The organism is Microvirga lupini (assembly GCF_014191055.1).
In the GTDB taxonomy this organism is placed as follows: Bacteria; Pseudomonadota; Alphaproteobacteria; order Rhizobiales; family Beijerinckiaceae; genus Microvirga; species Microvirga lupini_A.
The window spans coordinates 656,858-680,374 of the sequence record NZ_JACHWB010000002.1; the positions used below are offsets into that span (position 1 = coordinate 656,858).

At 63.8% G+C, this 23,517-nt stretch carries 19 protein-coding genes; 14 read left to right on the forward strand and 5 right to left on the reverse strand.

Annotated elements, in window-relative coordinates:
* Window positions 1-204 precede the first annotated feature (204 nt).
* The 5 genes from ilvD to FHR70_RS10255 all read left to right on the forward strand — a co-directional run bounded on the left by ilvD (window position 205) and on the right by FHR70_RS10255 (window position 7,542).
* A complete protein-coding gene (gene ilvD, locus FHR70_RS10235; RefSeq protein ID WP_183449691.1) occupies window positions 205-2,034 on the forward strand; it encodes a dihydroxy-acid dehydratase in 1,830 nt (609 codons plus the stop codon).
* Between the two features lie 378 nt (window positions 2,035-2,412).
* Entirely contained in the window at window positions 2,413-5,121 is a 2,709-nt protein-coding gene (locus FHR70_RS24505; RefSeq protein ID WP_210277557.1) for an autotransporter family protein, read from the forward strand.
* A 126-nt stretch (window positions 5,122-5,247) separates the two neighbouring features.
* Window positions 5,248-5,565: a hypothetical protein gene (locus tag FHR70_RS10245; RefSeq protein ID WP_183449695.1), complete on the forward strand. Its 318-nt coding sequence runs from the start codon at window positions 5,248-5,250 to the stop codon at window positions 5,563-5,565.
* A gap of 140 nt (window positions 5,566-5,705) precedes the next feature.
* Window positions 5,706-6,023: a quaternary ammonium compound efflux SMR transporter SugE gene (gene sugE, locus FHR70_RS10250; RefSeq protein WP_183449697.1), complete on the forward strand. Its 318-nt coding sequence runs from the start codon at window positions 5,706-5,708 to the stop codon at window positions 6,021-6,023.
* Window positions 6,024-6,048: 25 nt separating this feature from the next.
* On the forward strand, window positions 6,049-7,542 hold the full coding sequence (locus tag FHR70_RS10255) for a sensor domain-containing diguanylate cyclase (RefSeq protein ID WP_183449699.1): 1,494 nt from the start codon (window positions 6,049-6,051) through the stop codon (window positions 7,540-7,542).
* Between the two features lie 14 nt (window positions 7,543-7,556).
* Here FHR70_RS10255 and FHR70_RS10260 read toward each other — a convergent pair whose 3' ends face one another.
* From FHR70_RS10260 to FHR70_RS10270, 3 genes are all read right to left on the reverse strand, one after another.
* Entirely contained in the window at window positions 7,557-8,927 is a 1,371-nt protein-coding gene (locus FHR70_RS10260) for a glutamate--cysteine ligase (RefSeq protein WP_183449701.1), read from the reverse strand.
* 151 nt (window positions 8,928-9,078) lie between these two features.
* A complete protein-coding gene (locus tag FHR70_RS10265; protein ID WP_183449703.1) occupies window positions 9,079-10,218 on the reverse strand; it encodes a carboxylate-amine ligase in 1,140 nt (379 codons plus the stop codon).
* A 171-nt stretch (window positions 10,219-10,389) separates the two neighbouring features.
* On the reverse strand, window positions 10,390-11,136 hold the full coding sequence (locus tag FHR70_RS10270; protein ID WP_183449705.1) for a 16S rRNA (uracil(1498)-N(3))-methyltransferase: 747 nt from the start codon (window positions 11,134-11,136) through the stop codon (window positions 10,390-10,392).
* Window positions 11,137-11,342: 206 nt separating this feature from the next.
* Between FHR70_RS10270 and FHR70_RS10275 the strand changes: the two genes are divergently transcribed.
* The 7 genes from FHR70_RS10275 to lpxK all read left to right on the forward strand — a co-directional run bounded on the left by FHR70_RS10275 (window position 11,343) and on the right by lpxK (window position 17,026).
* On the forward strand, window positions 11,343-11,834 hold the full coding sequence (locus tag FHR70_RS10275) for a hypothetical protein (RefSeq protein WP_183449707.1): 492 nt from the start codon (window positions 11,343-11,345) through the stop codon (window positions 11,832-11,834).
* An 18-nt stretch (window positions 11,835-11,852) separates the two neighbouring features.
* Window positions 11,853-12,800 (forward strand): 4-hydroxybenzoate octaprenyltransferase, encoded by a 948-nt coding sequence (gene ubiA, locus FHR70_RS10280; RefSeq protein WP_183449709.1) that lies wholly within the window; start codon window positions 11,853-11,855, stop codon window positions 12,798-12,800.
* Between the two features lie 87 nt (window positions 12,801-12,887).
* Window positions 12,888-13,694: an inositol monophosphatase family protein gene (locus FHR70_RS10285; protein WP_183449711.1), complete on the forward strand. Its 807-nt coding sequence runs from the start codon at window positions 12,888-12,890 to the stop codon at window positions 13,692-13,694.
* Between the two features lie 60 nt (window positions 13,695-13,754).
* A complete protein-coding gene (locus FHR70_RS10290) occupies window positions 13,755-13,988 on the forward strand; it encodes a DUF4170 domain-containing protein (protein ID WP_183449713.1) in 234 nt (77 codons plus the stop codon).
* A 10-nt stretch (window positions 13,989-13,998) separates the two neighbouring features.
* The gene (locus FHR70_RS10295) at window positions 13,999-14,733 is read left to right on the forward strand and encodes a lysophospholipid acyltransferase family protein (protein ID WP_183449715.1); all 735 of its coding nucleotides are present in this window, start codon (window positions 13,999-14,001) and stop codon (window positions 14,731-14,733) included.
* Complete coding sequence (locus FHR70_RS10300; protein WP_183449717.1) at window positions 14,730-16,019, forward strand: 3-deoxy-D-manno-octulosonic acid transferase; 1,290 nt, start codon at window positions 14,730-14,732, stop codon at window positions 16,017-16,019. The genes FHR70_RS10295 and FHR70_RS10300 overlap by 4 nt, the downstream gene beginning before the upstream one ends.
* Window positions 16,019-17,026, forward strand: a complete 1,008-nt coding sequence (gene lpxK, locus FHR70_RS10305; RefSeq protein WP_183449719.1) for a tetraacyldisaccharide 4'-kinase — start codon at window positions 16,019-16,021, stop codon at window positions 17,024-17,026. Before FHR70_RS10300 ends, lpxK begins: the two co-directional genes overlap by 1 nt.
* Before the next feature lie 8 nt (window positions 17,027-17,034).
* Here the strand turns inward: lpxK and FHR70_RS10310 are convergent, their stop codons facing one another.
* Both FHR70_RS10310 and xseA read right to left on the reverse strand, forming a co-directional pair.
* Window positions 17,035-17,256: a DUF2093 domain-containing protein gene (locus tag FHR70_RS10310; protein ID WP_183449721.1), complete on the reverse strand. Its 222-nt coding sequence runs from the start codon at window positions 17,254-17,256 to the stop codon at window positions 17,035-17,037.
* Window positions 17,257-17,375: 119 nt separating this feature from the next.
* A complete protein-coding gene (xseA, locus tag FHR70_RS10315; RefSeq protein WP_183449723.1) occupies window positions 17,376-18,950 on the reverse strand; it encodes an exodeoxyribonuclease VII large subunit in 1,575 nt (524 codons plus the stop codon).
* A gap of 224 nt (window positions 18,951-19,174) precedes the next feature.
* Here xseA and FHR70_RS10320 point away from each other — a divergent pair, with 224 nt between their 5' ends.
* On the forward strand, window positions 19,175-22,090 hold the full coding sequence (locus tag FHR70_RS10320; RefSeq protein ID WP_183449725.1) for a hypothetical protein: 2,916 nt from the start codon (window positions 19,175-19,177) through the stop codon (window positions 22,088-22,090).
* A 122-nt stretch (window positions 22,091-22,212) separates the two neighbouring features.
* A complete protein-coding gene (gene purD / locus FHR70_RS10325; RefSeq protein WP_183449727.1) occupies window positions 22,213-23,490 on the forward strand; it encodes a phosphoribosylamine--glycine ligase in 1,278 nt (425 codons plus the stop codon).
* Window positions 23,491-23,517 lie beyond the last annotated feature (27 nt).

Genomic DNA, 23,517 nt, shown 5'->3' on the forward strand with positions numbered 1-23,517 from the left:
CAGCCATCGCAGGGGAAGGGAATATAGCGCTGAGCGTGTGAGTGGATCCCCTTCCCTCGCCTTCGGCTCCCCGGGGATGGATACGCTGCCCAGGTCATCGGCAATTCCATTGCGGCAAAGCAGGCGCGACCACAAGGAATGGCAAATTTTCTTGCAAGTTTCGCAATTTCGGACGAACAAGGCCTCAAATCTGCAGGGGAAATCATGCCAGCCTATCGTTCTCGCACCACCACCCATGGCCGCAACATGGCCGGCGCTCGCGGCCTCTGGCGGGCTACGGGCATGAAGGATTCCGACTTCGGCAAGCCGATCATCGCCGTGGTGAACTCCTTCACCCAGTTCGTGCCCGGCCACGTCCACCTCAAGGACCTGGGCCAGCTCGTGGCGCGGGAGATCGAGAAGGCCGGCGGCGTCGCCAAGGAATTCAACACCATCGCGGTGGATGACGGCATCGCCATGGGCCATGACGGCATGCTCTACTCCCTGCCCTCGCGGGAGCTGATCGCTGACAGCGTCGAGTACATGGTCAACGCCCATTGCGCCGACGCCATGGTGTGCATCTCCAACTGCGACAAGATCACCCCCGGCATGCTGATGGCCGCCATGCGCCTCAACATCCCGGTGGTCTTCGTCTCCGGCGGCCCCATGGAGGCCGGCAAGGTCGTGCTCAACGGCGTGACCAAGAAGCTCGACCTCGTGGACGCCATGGTGGCGGCGGCCGACGACAAGATTGCCGACGAGGACATCAAGGTCATCGAGCGCTCCGCCTGCCCCACCTGCGGCTCGTGCTCGGGCATGTTCACGGCCAATTCCATGAACTGCCTCACGGAAGCGCTCGGCCTGTCGCTGCCGGGCAACGGCTCGACGCTCGCTACCCACGCCGACCGCAAACGCCTCTTCGTCGAGGCCGGCCACCTGATCGTCGATCTCGCCCGCCGCTATTACGAGCAGGACGACGAGACCGTGCTGCCGCGCTCCATCGCCTCCTTCGCGGCCTTCGAGAACGCCATGACCCTCGACATCGCCATGGGCGGGTCGAGCAACACGGTGCTGCACCTTCTGGCCGCCGCCCATGAAGCGGAGGTCGATTTCACCATGGCCGACATCGACCGCCTGTCGCGCCGCGTGCCGGTTCTGTGCAAGGTGGCTCCCGCCGTCGCCAACGTGCACATGGAAGACGTACACCGCGCCGGGGGCATCATGGGCATCTTGGGCGAACTCGATCGCGCAGGCCTCCTCGACACCTCCGTGCCGACCGTTCATGCCGAGACCATGAAGACGGCGCTCGACCGCTGGGACGTGCGGCGCACCAACTCCCATGCGGTGCACGACTTCTTCCGCGCAGCGCCCGGCGGCGTGCCGACGCAGACGGCATTCAGCCAGGAAAGCCGCTACGACAGCGTCGATACGGACCGCGCCGCCGGTACGATCCGCGACGCGGAGCATGCCTTCTCGAAGGATGGCGGCCTTGCGGTCCTCTCCGGCAATCTGGCGCTCGACGGCTGCATCGTGAAGACCGCCGGTGTCGACGAGAGCATCCTGGTATTCTCGGGTCCCGCCATCGTGTTCGAGAGCCAGGACGATGCGGTGAGCGGCATCCTCAACGGCAAGGTCAAGGCCGGCGACGTGGTGGTCATCCGCTACGAGGGACCGCGCGGCGGCCCCGGCATGCAGGAGATGCTCTATCCCACGAGCTATCTGAAATCGAAGGGTCTCGGAAAGGCTTGTGCGCTCATTACCGACGGCCGCTTCTCCGGCGGCACATCGGGTCTGTCCATCGGTCACGCCTCGCCGGAAGCAGCCGAGGGCGGCACCATCGGCCTCGTGCAGGACGGCGACCGGATCGAGATCGACATCCCCAACCGCCGCATTCACCTGGCCGTGGACGAGGCCGAACTCCAGCGGCGGCGCGCCGAGCAGGACGCCCGGGGCTGGCAGCCGGCCCAGCCACGCAAGCGCAAGGTGTCGGCGGCCCTCAAGGCTTATGCCATGCTCGCCACCAGCGCAGCCAAAGGCGCGGTGCGGCAGATCTAATTGGCAAGGGCCCGGCTTTGTCCGGGCCCTCCAAGGTCGATGTGCGAAAACGCACATGGCGTCGCATCCCTCTCTATTTTCCTTGATCGGGACCATTTTCCCTCTCTGAACGGGCAGTACTCCGCCCCCTCTCTCTTCCTAGCTGGCAGAGTTACACAATAACGCCAGAGAGGAAGAGACATGTCGAGGCGAGGCGCCACAGGGTCCGTTGCTTCAATCCGCCGGCAGCAGCCAAAGGCCTGCTCAGCCAAGCCGGTTATTCCCTTTATCAATCGGCCGTCTGCAACGAGCCTGCTGGCCCTGAGCCTCGCTTCGCTGGCTTTCACCGGCTCAGCGAAGGCAGCCTGCACGACGAGTGCCTCGGGCGGTCAGACGCGCGTGGTGTGTTCAGGCACGACGACCGATCATTACTGGGCCCGTGAGAACACGCCCTCCTCTGTCGAGGTGCAGACCGGCACCACGATGAACACCAGCGAGGCTGCCATCCGTGTGGAGGGGAACAGCACGGTGACGATCGCCGATGGGGCAACCGTCACCGTGACTGGCGGCAATGCGAACCAGGCCTACAATGCGATCTACGCAGAAGATGACGGCAGCACGATCACCAACAACGGTTCGATCTCGACGCATCAGAACTCGGTGGACGGCCTGGAAGCCACGGGCAGCAGGAACATTCTCACCAATACGGGCCGTGTATCGACCCTGGGAGCGTCGTCGGAAGCCATCATCGCACGCGGCGACAGCAACATTCTGCGCAACAGCGGTACGCTGGAGACATCGGGTTCCTCCGCCCGCGGCATGATCGCGGAGGGCAACAACAACACCTTCGTCAACACGGGCGTCATCCGCACCACAGGCGCCGGTGGCGAAGGCATTCGGGCCGATGGCGGCGGCACCACGCGCCCGGCAGAGAACGCCATGATCGCCAACAGCGGCACGATTGAGACGAGCGGATTCACCGCGGACGGCATCCGCGTGATCGGCAACAACGGCACGATCACCAATGACGGCACGATCACAGCCTCGGGCCTCGAAGGACGCGGCATCAAGATCGAGGGTGACGGCAACGACGTCGTCAACCGCGGCACCGTTCAGGGCTTAGGCAATGACGGCGAAGGCCTCTATGTCATCAGCAATGCCGGCCAGACCAACACGATCGTCAACCATGCGGACGGTCGGATCATCGGCCGCGACGACGTCGGCTTACGCGGTCGCTTCGGATCCGAGATGATCGAAAATTTCGGCCTGATCCGCACGGAAGTATCGGGAGGTGCCGCTATCGATCTGGGTGCCGGCGACGACTCTCTTCTCATCGGTGCCAGCTCCGACATTCGGGGAACCGTCCGCGCGGGAACAGGCACCGATACGTTCAAGCTGGGAGGCTCGACCAATGCCACCTTCGACGCGCGCGAGATCGGAGCGAACGCCAAGTACCGCGACTTCGAGCGCTTCGAGAAGGTCGACACCTCGACATGGACCACGAGAAACGACAACAACACCGCCATGCCCTGGGCCGTGCGTGAAGGCACGCTCCTCGTGACCGGCAGCATGGGCGGATCGGACATGACCGTGCATCGCGGCGCCACGCTCGGCGGCACCGGCACCGTCGGCAGCATCGATGCACTGCCGGGCAGCATCCTGTCCCCCGGCGTCGACGGTGCCACAAGCCGCGCAGGTGTCGGTGATATCCGCACCCTGAACGTCCGGGGTAACGTCAATATCGCCGCCGGCACCACCTACCGGGTCGATCTCAACAACCGTTTCGAGAGCGACCGGATCGTGGCGGGTGGTCAGGCGACCATCCGGGGCGGCACGGTGGAAGTTCATGCGGAGCAAGCCACCTACTCGCCCGGGCGCTGGACGATCCTGACTGCGCAGCGGGGAGTGACAGGCCAGTTCAGTGGCGTGGACGACCTGATCTTCTTCGAGCCGCTTCTCACCAAGGACGCCAACAACGTCTATCTCGAGCTGCTCCCCGTCTTCCCCGGAACGGATCCTCGTCCGGGTCAGGATCCGGACAATCCCGGCAATCCCCGTCCGCGGCCTGTCCCTCCGCTGCAGCCCGAGACCACGCCCCCGGTCACGATCCTGCACCACGAGAACCTGTTCCGCGCGGCGATCCTCTGCCGCCTGCGCTGCTCGTCCTCCGATGCCATGGGGGCGGTTCCGTCCTTCGTGGCGATCGATTCCGTGCCGGTTCAAGATCCGGCCGATGCTTCGGGGCGCGGCGCATCCGTGGCTGCTCCCGCTTCGCAAGGAACCGGCTGGGGCATGTGGGGCAAGGTCCTCGGCTCCTACGGGCGGACCGACGCGACGCCGACCTCCGCCGCCATGGAGCGGACCACAGGCGGCATCGTGGTCGGCGTGGATGGCGGCCTCGGCACGCCCTATCGCCTCGGGGTCGCGGCCGGCTACCTCGCCACGTCCTTCGACATCGACGCGGCGGCGGCATCCGGCGACATCGACAGCTTCCATATCGGCGCCTACGGGTCGGCCGCTTTCGGAGCCTGGACCCTGCGCGGCGGCGTGGCCTATGCCCATCACGAGATCGACCTCGCCCGCGGCGCCGTGGCCGGCCGCTTCCAGGGCGGCGAGACGGACAGCTCGGCCGATTCCGTCCAGGTCTTCGGGGAAGTCGGCTACACGTTCCTGCTCTCGGAGCGCGTGACCCTGGAGCCGTTCCTGGGTCTGGCCCATGTGCACGTGAGCAGCCATGACGTGGTGGAGAACGCCTCCCCGTTCCGGGCGAATGGCGAGGTGGCCTCGTTCGACACCACCTACTCCACCCTGGGAGCGCGGCTTGTTGCGACCATGCCGACAAGCGCCGGCACCGTCACCTTCAAGGGCATGCTCGGCTGGCGCCATGCCTTCGGGGACGTGGCTCCCGAGGCCAGGTTCACCGTCACTGGCTTCCCCACGCCGTTTCTCGTGGTCGGCGCTCCCATCGACCGCGACAGCCTCGTGGTGGAGGCCGGTTTGAACTGGCAGGTAAGCGAAAAGGTCGCCGTCGGCCTTATGTACGACGGTGCCCTCGGGCGGCGCGACCAGGAGCATACCCTGCGGGGGAGCCTGAGCGTGCGGTTCTGACGATCCGGGCAGGCTGCGGCGAAGGAAGCCGCCGCAGCCAAAGGCCTCAGGGCAGCAATCCCGCCTTGACGAAACAGTGTCGCCTGGAGTCCAGTCGGAGGTGCCAAATCAGCCGCAGGATTTCTGATGAACCGCCTTCTATGGACCGCCAGCCTCCTTTTGCTCACGGGTCCAGCCCTCGCTCAAGTGACGCCTGGAGACACGCCACTCCGGCTCACCGTGCGCCCGTCGGGGATCGAGCCTGAGGCTAACGAGGCGATCGAGCGGCAGCAGAAGCTCCTCAGGCGCCTGGAGCGGAGCAATCACATGGTACGCTCGATCTGCATCAATTGCGGCGACGAGTGGAAGCATCAGATCTACGCCCCATTCGACCCCTATGCCGCCCTGGGCCGTCCTGCCCAACCAGCCGCCCCCGCCCAGCCGGCCGACGAAGCCGGTAACTAATTTCACAGGCTGACCTTTGGCCGCGCCCGGATTCTGTTGAGAAGGTTTTCCCGACCCTCTATATCCAGGGAGGTCGAGGACGACCTCGCCTTCATGACACAAACGGTAGGGACGGCCCTGCCTATGACGGAGGTCCTGTCATGGCATGGACTTGGCTTACACTTGCCGGCTTGTTCGAGATCGGCTGGGCCATCGGCCTGAAATATACCGAAGGCTTCACCCGGCTGGTCCCATCCGTTTTGACCGGCATCAGCATGGTGATCAGCGTCGTGCTTCTCGGTATCGCGCTCAAGACCTTGCCGGTTGGAACCGGCTATGCGGTCTGGACCGGGATCGGCACCGTTGGAACCGCCCTGCTCGGCATCTATCTCTTCGGCGAACCCGCCACCGCGATGCGCCTGGTCTGCATCGGCCTCATCGTCTCCGGGATCCTCGGCCTGAAGTTAGCCTCAGGTTAGCTTGGGCCGGTATGGTAGACGCGTCATGACCACATTCGCTCAGGATAGGCCGAGATCCTCGGCGCGAGGCCTCCGGGTCTTCGTGCTGGTGGTCTGCCTTGTCATCCTGGGCCTGGAGGGTTGGCGCGACCTGCATGAACGGAATCATGAGATCACGCGGATTCGGGCCGAGACCCTGAACCTGGCCAAGTCTCTGACCCAGCATGCCCAGGACACCTTCGAGCTTGCGGATGCGCTACTGGTGGATGTCGTGGACCGGGTCGAGACTGGGGGGCTCCTGCCGGATACCATCGCGCGTCTGGACATTTTCCTGGTCGAGCGGGTCCAATCGCTGCAGCGAATTAAGGCGCTGACCATTTTCGGCGAGGACGGCAATCTTCTGAGCAGTTCGCTTCCCGGGCACCGCGGTCGCGTAAACGTCAACGCCCTTGCCCTGTTTCAACAGCACAGAGCCTCAACCAGCAGCGACTGGTTCGTCGGCCCCTTGATCCGCGATCCGCTCGGCGGCGATTGGGTGCTGACCATCTCGCGACGCTTCAACAAGCCCGATGGAAGCTTCGGCGGCGTTGTCCAGGCGAGCATTCCGCCCCGCTATTTCGGAAATTTCTTCGGCCGCTTCGATGTCGGTTCGCAGGGTTCGATCACCCTGCTTCACCAGAACGGAACGATCCTGTCACGCTATCCCTATATCGAGCGTGCAATCGGATCCAATATCTTTGACGACCCGCAATTCAGGAATGCCAAAGGCTCCGGCAATTACGACTACACCTCTCCGATCGACAAGCAGCTCCGCATCGGCGGCTATCAGCGCAACCACATTTTTCCCGTCGGGGTGATCGCGGCCGTCGGTCGCGACGAAGCTCTCGCACGCTGGAACGAGGAGTTTGTGTTCCGGAGCAGCATCATCGGCCTGCTCATTCTCGTCATTGGTTCACTCGGCTGGATCCTCGCGGGAGCCCTTCGGCGACGGGAACATGCGGAGGCGGAACTCGCCATCCTGGCCACCACCGACGGCCTGACGGGCCTCGCCAACCGCCGAACCTTCGACAGGCAGCTCGAAACGGAATGGCTTCGCGCCGCACGCCAGAAAACGCCGGTGTCCCTGCTCCTGATCGATGTGGATCAGTTCAAGGCGTACAACGACGTCTATGGGCATCAGGCTGGAGACGAATGCCTGCGGACCATCGCGAAAACCATCTCCGCAGCGGCCCGCCGGCCCGGTGATCTGGCGGCGCGCTATGGCGGCGAAGAGCTTGCCATTCTCCTGCCGGACGCAGACGAAGCTGCTACGGCAACCATTGCGGAAGATCTGCGCGCGAAGGTTGAGTCCTTGCGCGTGCGGCACGACGCCAATCCCCCGAGCTGCATTCTCACGATCAGCATCGGCAGCGCGACCCGTATTCCGAGCCTGGATCGCTCCCGCCTCCGCCCGGACGATCTGATCACCCTGGCGGATGCCGCCCTCTATCGCGCCAAGCAGAACGGGCGCAACCGCGTGGCCAGCGAGAAGGCCGCCTGATCAAATCTCCTTGATCAGAACACGTATTCGGTGAAGGCAGGCTTCACCGACCCACCCCACGCGCCATGGTACCGCTCCAGCAGCCGCTCTGCCTGCGTACGGCCTGAATCGACGATCTCCTCCGCATAGGCGAGGTGACGGGTCTCGTCCTGACCCGCGCCATCGCGACAGGAGCGGCGCTGCAGGCCGGCGCGCGACAGCGCCAGCGCGTCCCGGGCCACATCCTGAGCGGAGCGGCCGGCGATGCTTGCCTTAAGGGCCTGCTTCGGCACATCCGCCCGCAGCTGCTCGCGCTGCTCGGCGCTCCACGCCTTCACCAGCTCCCAGGCCCCGTCCAGGGCCGTCTCGTCGTAGAGAAGGCCGGTCCAGAAGGCTGAGAGCGCAATGATGTGTTCGAGATTGCCCACATCCGCGCCGCGCATCTCGAGATAGCGCTTGAGACGCACCTCCGGGAACAGGGTCGAGACATGGTTGGCCCAATCGGAGCGCGTGGCGCGCTCGCCGGGCAACTGCGCGAGCTTGCCGGCGAAAAGGTCGCGGAAGGAGGCTCCCGCCACATCGTGATAGGTCGAGTCGCGCTTGACGAAATACATCGGCACGTCGAGTGCCCAATCCACATACTGCTCGTAGCCGAAGCCTTCCTCGAAGGCGAAGGCCATCATGCCCGTGCGGTTCCGGTCGGTGTCGAGCCAGATGTTCGACCGCATGGAGAGGTAGCCATTGGGCTTGCCGTCCGTGAAGGGCGAGTTGGCGAAAATCGCGGTGGCGATCGGCTGCAGCGCCAGCGAGACGCGCAGCTTCTTCACCATGTCGGCCTCGGAGGCATAGTCCATGTTCACCTGCACCGTGGAGGTGCGGTACATCATGTCGAGCCCGAGGGTGCCCACCTTTGGCATGTAGTCGGTCATGATGCGGTAGCGGGCTTTCGGCATCACGGGCGTCTGAGCCCGGGTCCAGAGCGGGCTCATGCCGAGCGTGAGAAACCCAATCCCGAGCTTTTCGCCCACGGCCTTTACGTCGGCGAGATGCTGCGCCGTCTCGCGGGCCGTGTCGTGAAGGTCGGCAAGCGGGGCGCCGGACAGCTCGAACTGGCCGCCGGGCTCCAGGGAAATCGCACCGCCATCCCGGTCATCGGCCAGGCCGATGGGGTGGCCGTTCTCCATGATCGGCGCCCAGCCGGTGCGCTCCTGCATGCCCTCCAGCAGCGCCCGAATGCCCCGGTCGCCATCATAGGGAACGGGCGACAGATCGGCTCTGTAGAAGGGAACCTTTTCGTGCTCAGTGCCGAGCCGCCACGACTCGCGCGGCTTCTCGCCGGAGGCGATCCACTCCACGAGTTCCGACCGCGCACCAATGGGGGTCGTATCGGATACGTCCCGCGCCATGCATCACCTCATCAAAAAGCGCGTTCAAGGCGCGCCGACTCAGAGTCGGGACTCAATAAGGGGCTTAACGCCAAGGTGCAATGCGGGACCCGTGCACAAAACGATGAGCGCAGCGCGCATCGTGCGGGTAAAGCCGCACGATGCGCTCTCATCAATGCCGGAAGGTCGGCTCTCCCATGGTCTCCGCACTGAGCCAGTCGACCACGCCAGCCAGGGCATCCCGGTTCGACAGGCCGCGGCCGACCGCCTCGGTGTAGAGGGTCAGCTGCTGGTCGGCACTGGTGCCGCGGGCGACGATCCAGCGGGCGAGATCGAGCTCACGCTGGCAGCCGAGCTCCCTGGCGTCCTCGGCCACGAGGTCCAGGGTCTCGTCGAGAAGCTCGCGGACCGGCTTGGCCGTGCGGGTCTTCTCATCGACGAAGCTGCCGTGGATGCCGTAGCGCTGGGCGCGCCAGCCATTCTCGTCGTTGATCGCGCGCGAGGCGCCGGTCTGGCCGGCATTGAGCGTGGTGTCCAGGCTCAGGCGCCGCACGAGGCAGCGATAGAGCGCGGCGATCGCGATGGTGTCATCCACCCTCGTGCAGCTGTCGGCCACGCGCAGCTCCAGGGTCGGATGCTTCAGCGATGGCCGGATCACCCACCAGACATAGCTGGAATTCTCGATGGCGCGGGCAGCCACCAGCGTATCGATGTAGCGCTGGTAGTCCTGCTCGCTCTCGAACAGGTCCGGGAAGCCCGTGCGCGGCAGCTCACGATAGGCCGCCAGCCTGTAGCCGAGAAGGCCTGTGCGCTGCGCCTGCCAGAACGGCGAGGAGGTCGAGAGCGCCAGCAGAAGCGGCAGGTAGGGCTGGATACGGTTCATGATGTCGACGCGCATCCCGAGATCGGGCACCTCCACGTGCACGTGCATGCCGCACAGCACGTTGCGGCTGCCGAGCATCTGCAGGTCGTGCATGACCTTGCCGTAACGCGGCTGAGCGGTCGGGCGCACGCGCGACCAGACGGCGAGCGGATGGGTGCCGGAGGCCATGATGGACAGGTTGAAGTCGCGCGCCACGGCACCGACGGAGGCTCTCAGACCGGCCAGCTGGGCACGGGCCTCGGCCAGCTCCAGGGACGGCTTGGTGGCGATTTCGATCTGCGGCTCGAGCATCTCGGGCTGGATATCGCCCGAGACCTGATCCCGGCAGGCAGCGAAGAACTCCTTGATCTTGCCTTTGGCGACATCCCGTCTGGGGGCATCGTTGACGAAGTACTCTTCCTCGATGCCGAACTTGAAATCCCAGCTCATTTCCTTGTGTCCTCTTATTATGCAGAAATGATCTTATCCGTGTGCGGACCGGCCTACGGCGACGAGCCCAAACTCCGGCTCAATGGGGCCGGAATGGGGCGAATCGGCGTAAAACTGCTAAGCTTCTGAGGCTAGAGGCAGATTGGCTTGAGCCGTCGTCGGACGATGAGATCAGTTCCAATCGCCGAGCACGGACTGAACGATTGCCAGTGCGGCCACAGCGGCTGTGTCGGCACGCAGGATTCGCGGTCCCAACGATACGCAAGCACATCTTTCGCGGGCAGCGACAAGCGCTCTCTCCTGATCGGTAAACCCTCCCTCGGGTCCCACGATAACAACCAGACCATCTTGATTGTTCCCAAGCTTGGCCAGAGCCTCGACGGGGTTCGAAACAGGCGCATCCTCGTCGCAGAAGATCACCAGCCGCTCAGGCTCCAAGTCCTTGAGAAAACGCTCTAAAGTACGCTCCTCGCGCACGTCCGGAATCGACAGGATGCCGCATTGCTCCGCGGCCTCGACGGCATTGCTGCGCATCCGGTCCAGGTTGACCCTGGAGCTCTGGGTCCGCTGCGTCAGGACAGGCTGGAGAACGCCCGCTCCCATCTCCACCGCCTTCTGGACCATGTAGTCGAGACGGGCATGCTTGAGGGGCGCGAAGGCGTAGACGATGTCGGGTGCCGGGCTCTGTTCGCGGGTCTGCTCCACACAGACGAGATCGGCGGCCTTGCGGCCCTCCACCGAGACCTCGGCTCTCCACTCCCCGTTCCGGCCGTTGAAGACCAGGACCGAATCCTCGCTCTTCAGGCGCAGGACATTCAGCAGATAGTTGGCCTGTCCCCGGTCGAGCTCGATCCTGGCACCGGTCTGGAGGGGTGCGTCGACGAAGAGGCGGGGAGCGTTGAAATCGTATCCGGCCATGGCAACCTTGAACTGAGCAGCCCATGCTGTATCAATTTCCTGCGCCTCCAGGGAGAGGGGCGCCCGCTCTGGTCACGAGAAATTCAGGTGTCCTATGGCACAGCTTGAGGCTCTGGCGACCATTCGCCTCTTGGCCGAAGGGCCTTTCAGCTGTTAACAGAGGGCAGGCGCGCGAGACGTCGCAAGCTTTTGAGGGAATTTTAGGCATGACGCATATCCGTTCGCATCTTCTGGCTGCGTTTGCCGTTGCCGGTCTCATCGTCAGCGCCGATGCCATCGGGTCCTCGGCCCTGGCCCAGGCAAGCGGCTGTGAGCAAGGGCAGAAAATCATCGCCGAGCGGCGGAGCCTCGGTGAGCAGTTTCAGAAGCTCAGCAATGGCGGCAAGAACAAGCAGCTGGATCCCCGCGCGGCCTGCAGCCTCTTCACGAAATTCTCAGCCAACGGCGAAAGCGGCTTGAAGTGGATGACCGAGAACAAGGACTGGTGTCAGGTTCCTGACAAGGTCGTTGAGGATTTCTCTGCGGAACATAAGCGCATCCAGACCATCAAGGGCCAAGCCTGCGGAGCCGCCGCCAAGATGGCCGAGATGGAAAAGCGCGCCAAGCAGCGGGCCCAGCAAGCCCAGCAGGGTGGCCTGGCCGGCAAGATGGGCGGCGGCCTGACCGGCACGCTGAGCGTTCCGAAGGGCGCTCTCTAAGCCTAGCACTCATTCTCCATGCAGCGCCCTGCCGCGCCTTCCCTGCCTGATGCCGTCAGGGGCCATTGGGCCGAGCGGTGGGCGCCACCCTCGCTCAAGCCATACCTGCGCCTCGCCCGGATCGAGCGCCCCATCGGGTGGTGGCTGTTGCTTCTCCCCTGCTGGTGGTCGGCGGCGCTTGCGGCTGTCAACGGCGGCCAAGCTTGGCCCAACCCGCTCCATTGCGGGCTCTTCCTGATCGGCGCGATCGCCATGCGCGGGGCCGGGTGCACCTACAACGACATCGTCGACCGGGATCTCGACACCAAGGTCGAACGGACCCGCCAGCGCCCCCTCCCCTCGGGACAGGTCACGCTCAAGGGTGCCCTGGCCTTCCTCGTCCTTCAGGGCCTCGTCGGCCTTGTGGTTCTGCTCCAGTTCAACGGCTTCGCCATCGCCACCGGCTTCGCCTCGCTGGGCGTGGTTGCCCTCTATCCCTTCATGAAGCGCTTCTTCTGGATGCCGCAGATCGTGCTGGGCCTCGCCTTCGCCTGGGGGGCGCTGATGGGCTGGGCGGCCGCGTTCGGCTCCCTGGCCTGGGCGCCGATCCTTCTCTATCTCGGCAGCATCAGTTGGGTGGTGGGCTACGACACGATCTATGCCCTTCAGGACATCGAGGATGACGAGGTCGTCGGGATCAAGTCCTCCGCGCGCTTCTTTGGCGAGCAGGTGAAGCCGGGGGTCGGCATCTGCTACGCCCTGACCGTCGCGTTCATCGCTGCCGCATTTTTTCAGGCTGGAGCGGGGATCGTCTCGTTCGCTGGCCTTGTCCTGTTCGCCCTGCACCTGGGGTGGCAGGTCGCGCGCCTGGATCGAAACGATGGCGCGGGCGCGCTGCGGCTTTTCCGCTCGAACCGGGATGCGGGCCTGATCCTGTTCGCGGCCATGACCCTGGATTGCCTGATCCAGCCCTCAAGGCTGTTTTAAGACATCGCGGCTATCGGTCTTGGAAAAGACCGGGAAGAGCGGGGTGAGATATGGTATCTCCCACCAGGAGTTCCCATCTCAGGTTCGATGCTTCTCCCCTCCTCCCATTCCCTGTCATCGCTCGCCTCCGGCGTGCGCGACGCCGCCCGCCGGGCGGGTGACCTGGCTGTGCCCTATTTCCGGGCCGGCGCGCAGACAGCCGCCAAGCTGTGGTACAAGGGTCATAGCTCCCCCGTGACCGAGGCGGACATCGCTCTGGACACCTATCTGAAGGGCCAGCTCTCCGAAATGCTCCCCGAAGCAGGCTGGCTCTCCGAGGAAACAATCGACGATCCGGCGCGGCTGGGGCGAAGCTATGTGTGGATTGTCGATCCCATCGACGGCACCCGAGCCTTCGCTTCCGGCCATCCGGACTGGGCGATTTCCATTGCTCTGGTGCGGGACGGCAGGCCCGTTCTCGGGATCCTGCATGCCCCAATCCACGACCGTCTCTATGAAGCAAGGCTCGGTGAAGGAGCGTGGAGCAATGGCCTAAGGCTGCAACTGCCGGAGATGGAGGCCTTCCCGGGCGCTGCCCGGGTGGCAGGTCCCAAGCCCCTCGTCGACCAGCTTGAGCGGCATATCACGCCTGTCGAGCGCCTGCCCAAGGTCCCGTCCCTGGCCCTCAGGCTTGCCCGGGTGGCGGATGGCTCCATCGATGTAGGCTTGGTCTCGGCTCATGCCCAGGACTGGGATATTGCCGCAGCCGATCTCATCCTCCAGGAGGCAGGAGGTCGCCTGACAGGGCTCGATGGTTCGACCCCGGTCTACAACAAGCCGGCCCCTTCTCACGAGGAGATGATTGCCGTTTCGTCACGGTTGCATCCTCGTGCTATTGGAGCCATGAGAGCCTGAAACATCACCGGCTCCCCAAGCCTTAACCGTTACAACCCTCGTCAGAAGAGCCCTATCACCATGACCGACACGCCTGGCAAGCAGCTCCTGCATCTGGTTTTCGGCGGCGAGCTCACCAGCCTCGAAGCCACCGAGTTCAAGGATTTGTCCAACCTCGACATCGTCGGAGTCTTCCCGAACTACGCTTCGGCCCATGCCGCGTGGAAAGCCAAGGCACAGGCGACCGTGGACAACGCGCAGATGCGTTATTTCATCGTCCACCTGCATCGCCTCCTGGACCCGCAGCAGGGCTGACCCGGACGCGATGGGTCTCGTCAAGCGCATCACCCGCTCCCGTGCGGTGCAGGAAGCCATGGGCTTTCTTGTTGCGGCTTATCTGAAGCTCGTGCAGCGCACGAACCGGTTCGTCATGGAGCCGGCGGATGCCTATGGCCGCATCGAGATGCCCGTGATCGCCGCCATGTGGCACGGCCAGCATTTCATGATTCACTTCGCCAAGCGGCCGCAGGACCGGGCGGCGAGTCTCGTCTCCCGCTCGGGCGACGGCGAGTTCAACGCCATCGCCTTGCGCCACTTGGGAGTCCGCGCGATCCGCGGCTCGGGCGCACGCGGCCGCGACATCCGCAAGAAGGGCGGCGCCCAGGCCCTGAGAGCCATGCTGCGCTCCTTGAGCGATGGCGAGATGGTGGTGATGACCGCTGACATCCCGAAGATCTCCCGCGTGTGCGGCTTAGGGATCGTCACCCTGGCGCAGCTCTCCGGACGACCGATCGTACCCGTCGCAGTCGTCACGAGCCGCCGCATCGACTTCAACAGCTGGGACCGGGCCAGCATCGGCCTGCCATTCGGTCGGGGCGCCATCGTGCTGGGCGAGCCTGTCTCGGTGCCGAGAGATGCCGACGAGCCTGCATTGGAACGCCTGAGACAGACCGTTGAGCGGGAGCTGGACCGGGTGCACGAGCGTGCCTATGCGCTGGTCGGCTCCAGGGACCCGGGGGCCAAGACCAGCCCCATGCTTGCGGGAGGCTCCCGGGCATGAGGCTGCCATTCACCTTCAGGACCTACCGGACCGTCGTGTCCCTCCTGGAACCCGCCGTTCTGGGCCTCCTCTACTGGCGTCAGCGCAAGGGCCGCGAGGACAAGACCCGGCTCGGCGAGCGCCAGGGCCACCCCAGCCGGCAGAGGCCCAAGGGCCACCTGATCTGGGTCCATGGCGCCAGCATCGGCGAGACCCTGTCCCTCCTGCCAGTCGTGGAACGTATGACCCAGCGTGGTCTCGCCGTCCTGGTGACCTCGGGAACCAAGACCTCGGCTGCCCTGATCGCCCGGCGGCTCCCGCCCGGCGCCGTCCATCAGTTTGTGCCGCTCGACGTGCCACGTTATATTAGGCGCTTCCTGGACCATTGGCAGCCGGACTTGGCCCTCATCGCTGAATCGGAAATCTGGCCCAACACGATCATGGCGCTCTCGGAGCGGGACATCCCGCTCGTCATGGTGAATGGCCGCATGTCAGATCGGTCGTACCAGCGCTGGCAGAAGATGCCGGGCATCATCAAGGGACTGCTCGAACACTTTGCCCTCTGCCTGACCCAGACCGCCGAGGATGCGGAGCGGCTCGCGCGCCTCGGGGCTCCTCGTGTGGTCGTGACCGGCAATATCAAGTTCGATGCGGCTCCGCCGCCGGCCGATCCCCGTGTGGTGGCGCAGCTCTCCGGGCTGATCGCGGGACGCCCCGTCTGGCTTGCCGCCAGCACCCACCAGGGTGAGGAAAGCGCCATCATCGCCGTTCACCGTGCCTTGGCGAAACGTCACCCGCACCTCCTGACCATCATCGCTCCCCGCCATCCACACAGAGGGCCTGAAGTCGCCGCACTGGCGGGGCAGGCCGGGTTGCGGGCGGGACGTCGCTCACAAGGCATCCATCCCGACCGGGCGACCGACATCTACGTGGTCGACACGGTGGGCGAGATGGGATTGTTTTATCGACTATCCCCGATCGTGCTCATGGGCGGTACCCTTGTGCCGGTCGGCGGGCACAACCCCATCGAACCCGCCAAGCTGGGAGCCGCCATCCTGCATGGGCCTCACGTTCACGCAGCCGTCGAGATCTACGACGCGCTCGACCGATCCCGCGGTGCCCTGATGGTGAAGGACAGCAGCACCCTCGCGCGGGCGGTGAGCGAGATGCTGAGCAACGCCAGCCTGACCCGGGACATGGCCCGCGCCGCCGGAGATGCCGTTCAGGCGCTGGGCGGTGCTGTGGACCGCACGATGCAATCCGTCGAGCCCTTCATCGTGCAGGCCAAGCTCGGAGCGCGTCGCTGATGCGCGCGCCACGCTTCTGGTGGCAACCCTCTGCCTCGCTCCAGGCAACCCTGCTGCGCCCGGTCGGCTTGGCCTATGGTTCCGTTGCGGCATTGCGGATGAAGCGGCGCGGCGAGCAGGTGGAACTGCCCATCATATGCATCGGCAACTTCACGGCCGGTGGAGCCGGCAAGACGCCCACCGCCATGGCGATTGCCGCGATCCTGGATGCGGCCGGTGAGAATCCGATCTTTCTGTCCCGGGGCTACGGCGGCCGTCTCGCGGGTCCCATCAGGGTCCAGCCGCAGCACGGGGCTGCCGATGTCGGCGACGAGCCTGTTCTCCTGTCCCGCACCGCCCGCACCATCGTGTCCCGCTCCCGCCCTGCCGGAGCGCGGCTCGCGTACGAGATCGGCGCCACGGTCGTCATCATGGATGACGGACTTCAGAATCCGTCACTCATCAAGGATTGCGCCATCGCGGTGGTCGATGGCACTACCGGCATCGGCAACGGCCTGCCTCTGCCGGCCGGGCCGCTGCGGGCGCCTATGGTGACTCAATGGCCCCTGGTCGACGCGGTTGTGGTGATCGGTGACGGTGAGCCGGGACGGCGGATCGCTCTGGCAGCGGACGAACACGGCAAACGCGCCTTCACGGCATCGCTGGAACCGGCGCCGGAGGCGGCCGAGGCACTCAGGGGCCGGAGGGTCATGGCCTTTGCCGGCATCGGGCGGCCGGAGAAATTCTTCGATACCCTGCACGCCTGCGGGGCCATCGTGGATGTGACCCATGCCTTCCCCGACCACCATTCCTTCAAGCCCCAGGAAGTGGCAGCCCTGCGGCAGGAGGCTGAAAGTCTCGGACTCCTGCCTGTCACGACGGAAAAGGATCTTGTGCGGATTCCCGACGCTTCGGCGGCCTGGCCCGACCTGACGGCCCTGCCGGTGCGGCTCCGGATCGAGAACGAGACAGGCCTTCGCAACCTGCTCATGCGGCGCATCAACGAGCGGCGCCTGCGGATCGTTTGAACCGCCGCCTATGTCTTGGGCAGGGCTTTCCCGGTGATGCGCATCATCACCGCCTCGGGCGAAGCATAGGCTTCCTGATGCTCGACGCTCCAGTACTTCAGCTCGTCCAGGGGGATCTCGGCTCCCGTTACCGCGCAGCGCACATAGGCTCCGGGCTTCACCACCCGGAGATTGCTGTCGAGATATTGCACCACGGCTTCGCCGCCGCTGCGTTCGAACTTGTTCAACATGAAGGACATCGACGGAATGCGTTGCGCTGATCCCACACATAAGGGCTGAGCCGGCGGATTGCCACCCGCACATTCCCAACCCTCGCCCAACCCTCGCCCAACCCTCGCCCAACCCTGGCTCAGAACAGGGCGCCCTGCTCCTCCACCGCCATAACCCTCGGCTTCGCCGGTTTCGGCCGAGAGCCGATGCGCCCGCCGGTAGCATCTGCCTTCCCATCGGCGAATTCGAGCACCAGCGCCTGGCCGTCATGCACGGCCTCGGCGGAGTTCATGGGCCGCCCGTCCGCATCGCGCACGAGGGCGAAGCCGCGCCTGAGCACGGATTTGTAGCTCAGGCTGTCGAAGAGCTTCGAGACGGCTTCGAGTTTGTCGGCCTTGCGGGCAAGCTGCCCCTCCAGCGCCGGCGTCAGGCGCTCGGCAACACGCCGGATGAGTTCATGTCCCTGGGCGATCCGCGTCCGCTCGGCGCGCAGAAGCGTCTCGCGGGACACCACGAGCCTCTCGCCGACCTGCTTCAAGGTCTCCTTCTTCAGCACGACAGAGCGGCAGACCGCATTGTAGGGGCGCGGTCCCACCGCATCGAGGCGGGCGCGCATGCGGGCCACGTTCGCCACAGGCGACACATGGGCGAGCTGGCGCGCCAGCTTGAGCAGCCGCTCCTCGTGGCCGCGGGCATTGCGGGAGAGCGCCGGGTAGAGCTTGGTGGCGGCGAGATCCAGCCGCTGGCGCTTGGGCGAGAACAGCATCTCGGCGCTGGGCATAGCCCGGGTGGTGGCGCGCAGGTCCGAGCGACGGCGCTCGACGTGCCGCAGCGCGGCCTCCACATGGCGGCGGGAGAGGTCGTTGACGGCGGCCATGAGCTCGACGCGCACCGGCACCACGATTTCGGCGGCACCCGTGGGCGTCGGCGCACGCACGTCGGCAGCATGGTCGATCAGCGTGGTGTCGGTCTCGTGGCCGACCGCCGAGACGAGCGGGATGGCGCTCTCGGCGGTGGCGCGGACGACGATTTCCTCGTTGAAGCCCCACAGGTCCTCGATGGAGCCGCCGCCGCGGGCGACGATCAGCACATCGGGGCGCGGGATCCTGCCGCCAGGTTCCAGCGCGTTGAAGCCGCGGATGGCGGCTGCAACTTCCGCCGCGCAGGTCTCGCCCTGCACGCGCACGGGCCACACCAGCACCCGGCGCGGGAAGCGGTCCTCAAGCCGGTGGAGGATGTCGCGGATCACGGCGCCCGTCGGCGAGGTGACGACGCCCACCACCTGGGGCAGGAACGGCAGGCGCCGCTTGCGCTCGGGGGCGAACAGCCCCTCCGCATTGAGCTTGCGGCGGCGCTCTTCCAGAAGCGCCATGAGGGCACCGATGCCGGCGGGCTCTAGGCTCTCGACGACGATCTGGTACTTCGACGAGCCAGGGAAGGTGGTGATGCGCCCGGTGGCGATGACCTCCATGCCCTCCTCAGGCCTGATCCTCAGCTTAGAGAAGGCCCCCTTCCAAATCACCGCATCGATGCGGGCATTCTGGTCCTTGATGCAGAAATAGGCGTGGCCCGACGAATGGGGCCCCCGATAACCCGATACCTCACCCCGCAGGCGCACATGGCCGAACGCATCCTCCAGGGTGCGCTTGAGGGCGCCCGCGAGATCGGACACCGACCATTCGTGGGCATTCGAGGGGGCTTTGTCTGCGAACATGCCGTGAACCTACCCCGCGCCGCAGGGCGCTGCCAAGGGCGCGGGCGCAACAGACGGCGACAACGGACCGCTATCCCCTGTGCATTTCGCCGCGGCTGGCTGAGACGTCCCAGCCGGCAGAGAACTGAGGAAACTTGTATATCTGATATTTTATATTATAACGTTTCTTATAATAAAAACAAAATTACATTTGGGGACCAGAAAATGTAGCAAAGGGAAACATCATGACCACGTCGCAGACAGGGCAATTTGCAAAGCCGAGCGCCATTTCAGGATTAAACGGCGATTCCGTTCGGGCCGTCTTCGGGGAGACATCATATCTCGATCTAGGCCGGGATGCGGTCGTCAACGACGGTCCTCCCTTGGTGCGATTGCAGCTCAGCATCAACCCCCTTGAGCCTAATTATTCCAACCGCTTCGAGCATATCGGCATCGATACCTCAGACGGCCGGATTGTGCTATCGGACGGAACGAACCCCGGGAGCACTATCAGTGTCGATGGCACCATTATCGGCTCTATCAACAGTGCCTCCGATCAGAGATTGCTCTGGATCGACTTCAACCAGAATGCAACACCCTTCCTTATCCAGCACCTCGTCCGCTCACTGACCTATACGAATACTTCCGAAAACGCCCTCATTAACGTGAGCAATCTTCAGATCCTCACCAAAAACTCGCAAGGGCGAGAAGAAGACTTTCTCGTCAGCGTGATGACGACCACTGCAAACGCCCCCGAAGACGAGTTCATTCTGACCAGCGGCGCTGACATATTCCAAGGAACCGACGGCAACGACTCCTTTTACAGCACTCTTGGAGCAGCCGGCTTTGAGGACGAGATCGACGGCGGTGAAGGCGACGATACATTTGCCCTCTACATTCCCGACAACAGCACTCAGAAAGGCTGCAATGTCGATATTTCGACAATGAACATGTTCACGAACATCGAGTTCATTGATGGGACGAGAGGTAACGATGATATCCGGATCCGTGCAGATCAACTAAGCGGCATTCTCGAAATCAGTGGATTTGAAGGACAAGACCGTCTCCAGATCACAGGAACGGAGATCGATCTCACATCGATCGATGTCATAGAGTTTGAGGAGATCTCGTTATTCGACGATGGAGCTACGATCACGCTCGGCAATGTGGAAATCGCAAAGCTGATTTCAGGATACAGTGCACAAGGCGAGACCGTTATCATAACCAACGGTACGCTGACAGACGCCGAGCGGCTTGCGATTCACCGCCAGGGAATCGACACGATCATCACGCAGGAAGATGGTGTTACGACGACCCATGGCGCTCCTGAGGTGACTTCCCTCGATGGAGACCAAGTCAAGATAAGTACGAACGAAACCGTTTTTCTCGACGTCGGTCGCAACGCGGTGGTGTCAAGCGATGACAGAATTCTGGATTTTCTCGGGGTACTGATCACGAACGGTGTCGGTGAAGGTGATCTCCTCAGGTTCGACACACCAGAAGGTGGCCGCATCACGATCTCGGATGGGTATCAAAACTTCAGTCGGATCAGTGTCGACGGCATCGAAGTCGGCGCTTTCAACATTTTTACCAAAACTACTGGCCTTTCTATTCAACTGAATGAGAATGCCACGCCTGAGCTGGTTCATGTACTTCTCCGCGCACTGACCTATACGAATACCAACGGGCCAGTTGACAGTCGCCGCGAGATAGAAATCAGAATCAATGACGTGGGCGGCCGGAGCACGTCGGCGAGTGTCATCGTCAACCCCTGGGAATGGTCAGCAACCACAGTTTCGGAAGGCATGGGAGCCGGGACGGTAGTCGGCACGCTGGCGGCCGAGGACCCACACGGAAATGATCTCGCATACACACTGACTGGAGGCAGCGCAGACCTGTTCGAGCTAGTTCCGGCTTCCGAGGGCGGCTACAACGTCGTGGTCAGGCAAGGCGTTATTCTGAACTATGAAACCCTTTCTCATCGCAGCTTCGAAGTTACGATCAGAGACAGGTTCGGCGTGGATCAAAGAACTTTCAGCCTCGATCTTGCAGACCTGGACGAGGCACCCGTTGCAGCGTTTGACCCGGTCTCTGTGATTGAAGGCGCAGGGGGGAACACAGTCGTTGGCACGGTTCTGGCCTTTGATCCAGAGGACAGCGAAGACTTCGATTGCATCCTGAGCGCCGGCAGTGAGGAATTCTTTGAGCTTCGGAGCTATAACAAGGGTGTTTACACGGTTGTCATCAAAAGCGGCGTGACTCTGGATTATGAAAACCCAGCGCATCGCAGCTTCACCCTGTCGGTCTCCGATGGTTCCGGGAACACTCTCGAAAAGACATTCAACCTTGATCTGCAAGGAGTGGATGAACGTCCAACGCTAAGCTTCTCCCCTGATACGGTAAGCGAGGGCGCTGGCGGAAGTACAGTCGTCGGCAGGATCTTGGCCACAGACCCAGCAGGCAAGGCACTGACATACACGTTGGTCGGAACCAGCACCGATCTGTTCCGATTGGAAGCGGATCCTGCCGGCGGATACAGGATCGTCATCAAGAACGGCATTGCTCTCGACTACGAGAACCCCGCCCATCGCAGCCTCACTGTTTCGGTGACAAACGGTGTTGAAACGAACCAAGCAACTTACAGCCTGAACGTGACGGATGTTGTTGATGTTTGGACTGGCACACGCGGGAAAGACACTCTCAGAGGCCAGTACGGGGCCGACATTCTCAAGGGGTTGGCCGGGGACGACAAGCTGTATGGCGGCGACGGCGGCGATACCCTGTATGGCGGCACCGGCAAGGACAGCCTCAAAGGGGATCAAGGCCGGGACACCTTCGTCTTCAACAGCAAGCCTAACAAGAACACCAACAAGGACAAGATTGTCGACTTCAAGGTGACGGATGACTCGATCTGGCTTGACAACAAGGTGTTCACCAAGCTCGGCGCGGTAGGCTCCGAGGCTATCCCGGCCCAGATGAAGAAGAACTACTTTGTTGTCGGTTCCGAGGCCAAGGATCGGGATGACTATATCATCTACGACAAAGCCAGGGGAATGCTGCTCTACGATGCTGACGGTTCCGGCTCCAGGTCCAATGCAAAGGAGATCGCCACCCTGTCCAAGAACCTCAGGCTCACCGAAAAGGATTTCTTCGTCGTCTGACAACCTGCGGGATTGACCGTGTCGGGCCGGGTTTCCCAGCGAAGCTCGGCTTTCGACTTGTCAGGGTAGGCAAAAGCCCCTTGAGCCGCTAAGAGCCAAGGCCTCATCTGGGAGGCCTTGCCATGAATATTCTTCTCATCGGTTCCGGCGGACGGGAGCATGCTCTGGCCCGCAGCCTCTCGGCGAGCGCCCTGTGCGACAGGCTCCTGATTGCCCCCGGCAATCCGGGCACGGCCCAGCACGGCACCAATGTGGTGCTGGACGTGACGGACCATCCCGCCGTGATCGATTTCTGCCGGGTCATGAAGGTCGATTTCGTCGTGGTCGGGCCGGAGGCGCCTCTCGTGGCCGGTCTCGTGGACGATCTGCAGGCTGTCGGCATCAAGGCCTTCGGGCCGAGCAAGGCCGCCGCCCAGCTCGAGGGCTCGAAGGCCTTCACCAAGGATCTCTGCGCCGAGTTCGGCATTCCCACGGCTGCCTACCGGCGCTTCACCGATGCGGAGACGGCAAAAGCCTACGTGCGCAGCTATGGCGTGCCGATCGTCGTCAAGGCGGATGGATTGGCCGCCGGCAAGGGCGTGGTGGTCGCCACCTCCTTCGAGGAGGCGGAAGCGGCCATCGACATGATGATCGGCGGTGGCCTGGGGGCTGCCGGGGCAGAGGTGGTGATCGAAGCCTTTCTCGATGGCGAGGAGGCGAGCTTCTTCGCGCTCTGCGACGGCACTCACGCCATTCCCTTCGGCACGGCCCAGGATCACAAGCGTGTGTTCGACGGGGACCAAGGCCCGAATACCGGCGGCATGGGCGCCTATTCTCCCGCCGCCGTGCTGACGCCGGACCTGCAGGCGCGGGTCATGCGGGAGATCATCGAGCCGACCCTTGCGGGCATGAAGGCGCGGGGCACGCCCTATACGGGCATTCTCTATGCCGGGCTCATGCTGACGAAAGACGGGCCGCAGCTCATCGAATACAATGCGCGCCTCGGCGATCCGGAGACCCAGGTGCTGCTGCCGCGCCTGAGGTCGGACCTCGTGACCGCCCTGCTCGCCGCCTGCGACGGCCTGCTAAACAGCATCGCACTGCAATGGTCGGATGCGGCCGCGCTCACGGTCGTGATGGCCGCCAAGGGCTATCCGGGTACGGTCGAGAAAGGCTCCCAGATCAGAGGCATCGACCGGGCCGAGGAACTCAACGACGTCATCGTCTTCCATGCCGGCACGCAGCAGGACGGCGACCGGATCACAGCCAATGGCGGACGGGTGCTCAACGTGACCGCCTTGGGCGCCACCATCACCGAGGCTCAGAGGAAGGCCTATGAGGCCGTGAATCGGATCGACTGGCCCGAGGGCTTCTGCCGCCGTGACATCGGCTGGCGAGCCGTGGAGCGTGAGCAGGGTTGAGAACGCCCCTACCTCTCTTGACTGATG

Coding starts and splice junctions, on each gene's coding strand:
- FHR70_RS10265 (WP_183449703.1), bottom strand. CDS start 10,218: ATGAGCTGGGATTTCAAGTTCGGCATCGAGGAAGAGTACTTCGTCAAC.
- ubiA (WP_183449709.1), top strand. CDS start 11,853: ATGCAGCGCCCTGCCGCGCCTTCCCTGCCTGATGCCGTCAGGGGCCAT.
- FHR70_RS10310 (WP_183449721.1), bottom strand. CDS start 17,256: ATGTTGAACAAGTTCGAACGCAGCGGCGGCGAAGCCGTGGTGCAATAT.
- ilvD (WP_183449691.1), top strand. CDS start 205: ATGCCAGCCTATCGTTCTCGCACCACCACCCATGGCCGCAACATGGCC.
- FHR70_RS10300 (WP_183449717.1), top strand. CDS start 14,730: ATGAGGCTGCCATTCACCTTCAGGACCTACCGGACCGTCGTGTCCCTC.
- FHR70_RS10260 (WP_183449701.1), bottom strand. CDS start 8,927: ATGGCGCGGGACGTATCCGATACGACCCCCATTGGTGCGCGGTCGGAA.
- FHR70_RS10270 (WP_183449705.1), bottom strand. CDS start 11,136: ATGGCCGGATACGATTTCAACGCTCCCCGCCTCTTCGTCGACGCACCC.
- purD (WP_183449727.1), top strand. CDS start 22,213: ATGAATATTCTTCTCATCGGTTCCGGCGGACGGGAGCATGCTCTGGCC.
- FHR70_RS10285 (WP_183449711.1), top strand. CDS start 12,888: ATGCTTCTCCCCTCCTCCCATTCCCTGTCATCGCTCGCCTCCGGCGTG.
- lpxK (WP_183449719.1), top strand. CDS start 16,019: ATGCGCGCGCCACGCTTCTGGTGGCAACCCTCTGCCTCGCTCCAGGCA.
- FHR70_RS10255 (WP_183449699.1), top strand. CDS start 6,049: ATGACCACATTCGCTCAGGATAGGCCGAGATCCTCGGCGCGAGGCCTC.
- FHR70_RS10290 (WP_183449713.1), top strand. CDS start 13,755: ATGACCGACACGCCTGGCAAGCAGCTCCTGCATCTGGTTTTCGGCGGC.
- FHR70_RS10320 (WP_183449725.1), top strand. CDS start 19,175: ATGACCACGTCGCAGACAGGGCAATTTGCAAAGCCGAGCGCCATTTCA.
- FHR70_RS10295 (WP_183449715.1), top strand. CDS start 13,999: ATGGGTCTCGTCAAGCGCATCACCCGCTCCCGTGCGGTGCAGGAAGCC.
- sugE (WP_183449697.1), top strand. CDS start 5,706: ATGGCATGGACTTGGCTTACACTTGCCGGCTTGTTCGAGATCGGCTGG.
- FHR70_RS10245 (WP_183449695.1), top strand. CDS start 5,248: ATGAACCGCCTTCTATGGACCGCCAGCCTCCTTTTGCTCACGGGTCCA.
- xseA (WP_183449723.1), bottom strand. CDS start 18,950: ATGTTCGCAGACAAAGCCCCCTCGAATGCCCACGAATGGTCGGTGTCC.
- FHR70_RS10275 (WP_183449707.1), top strand. CDS start 11,343: ATGACGCATATCCGTTCGCATCTTCTGGCTGCGTTTGCCGTTGCCGGT.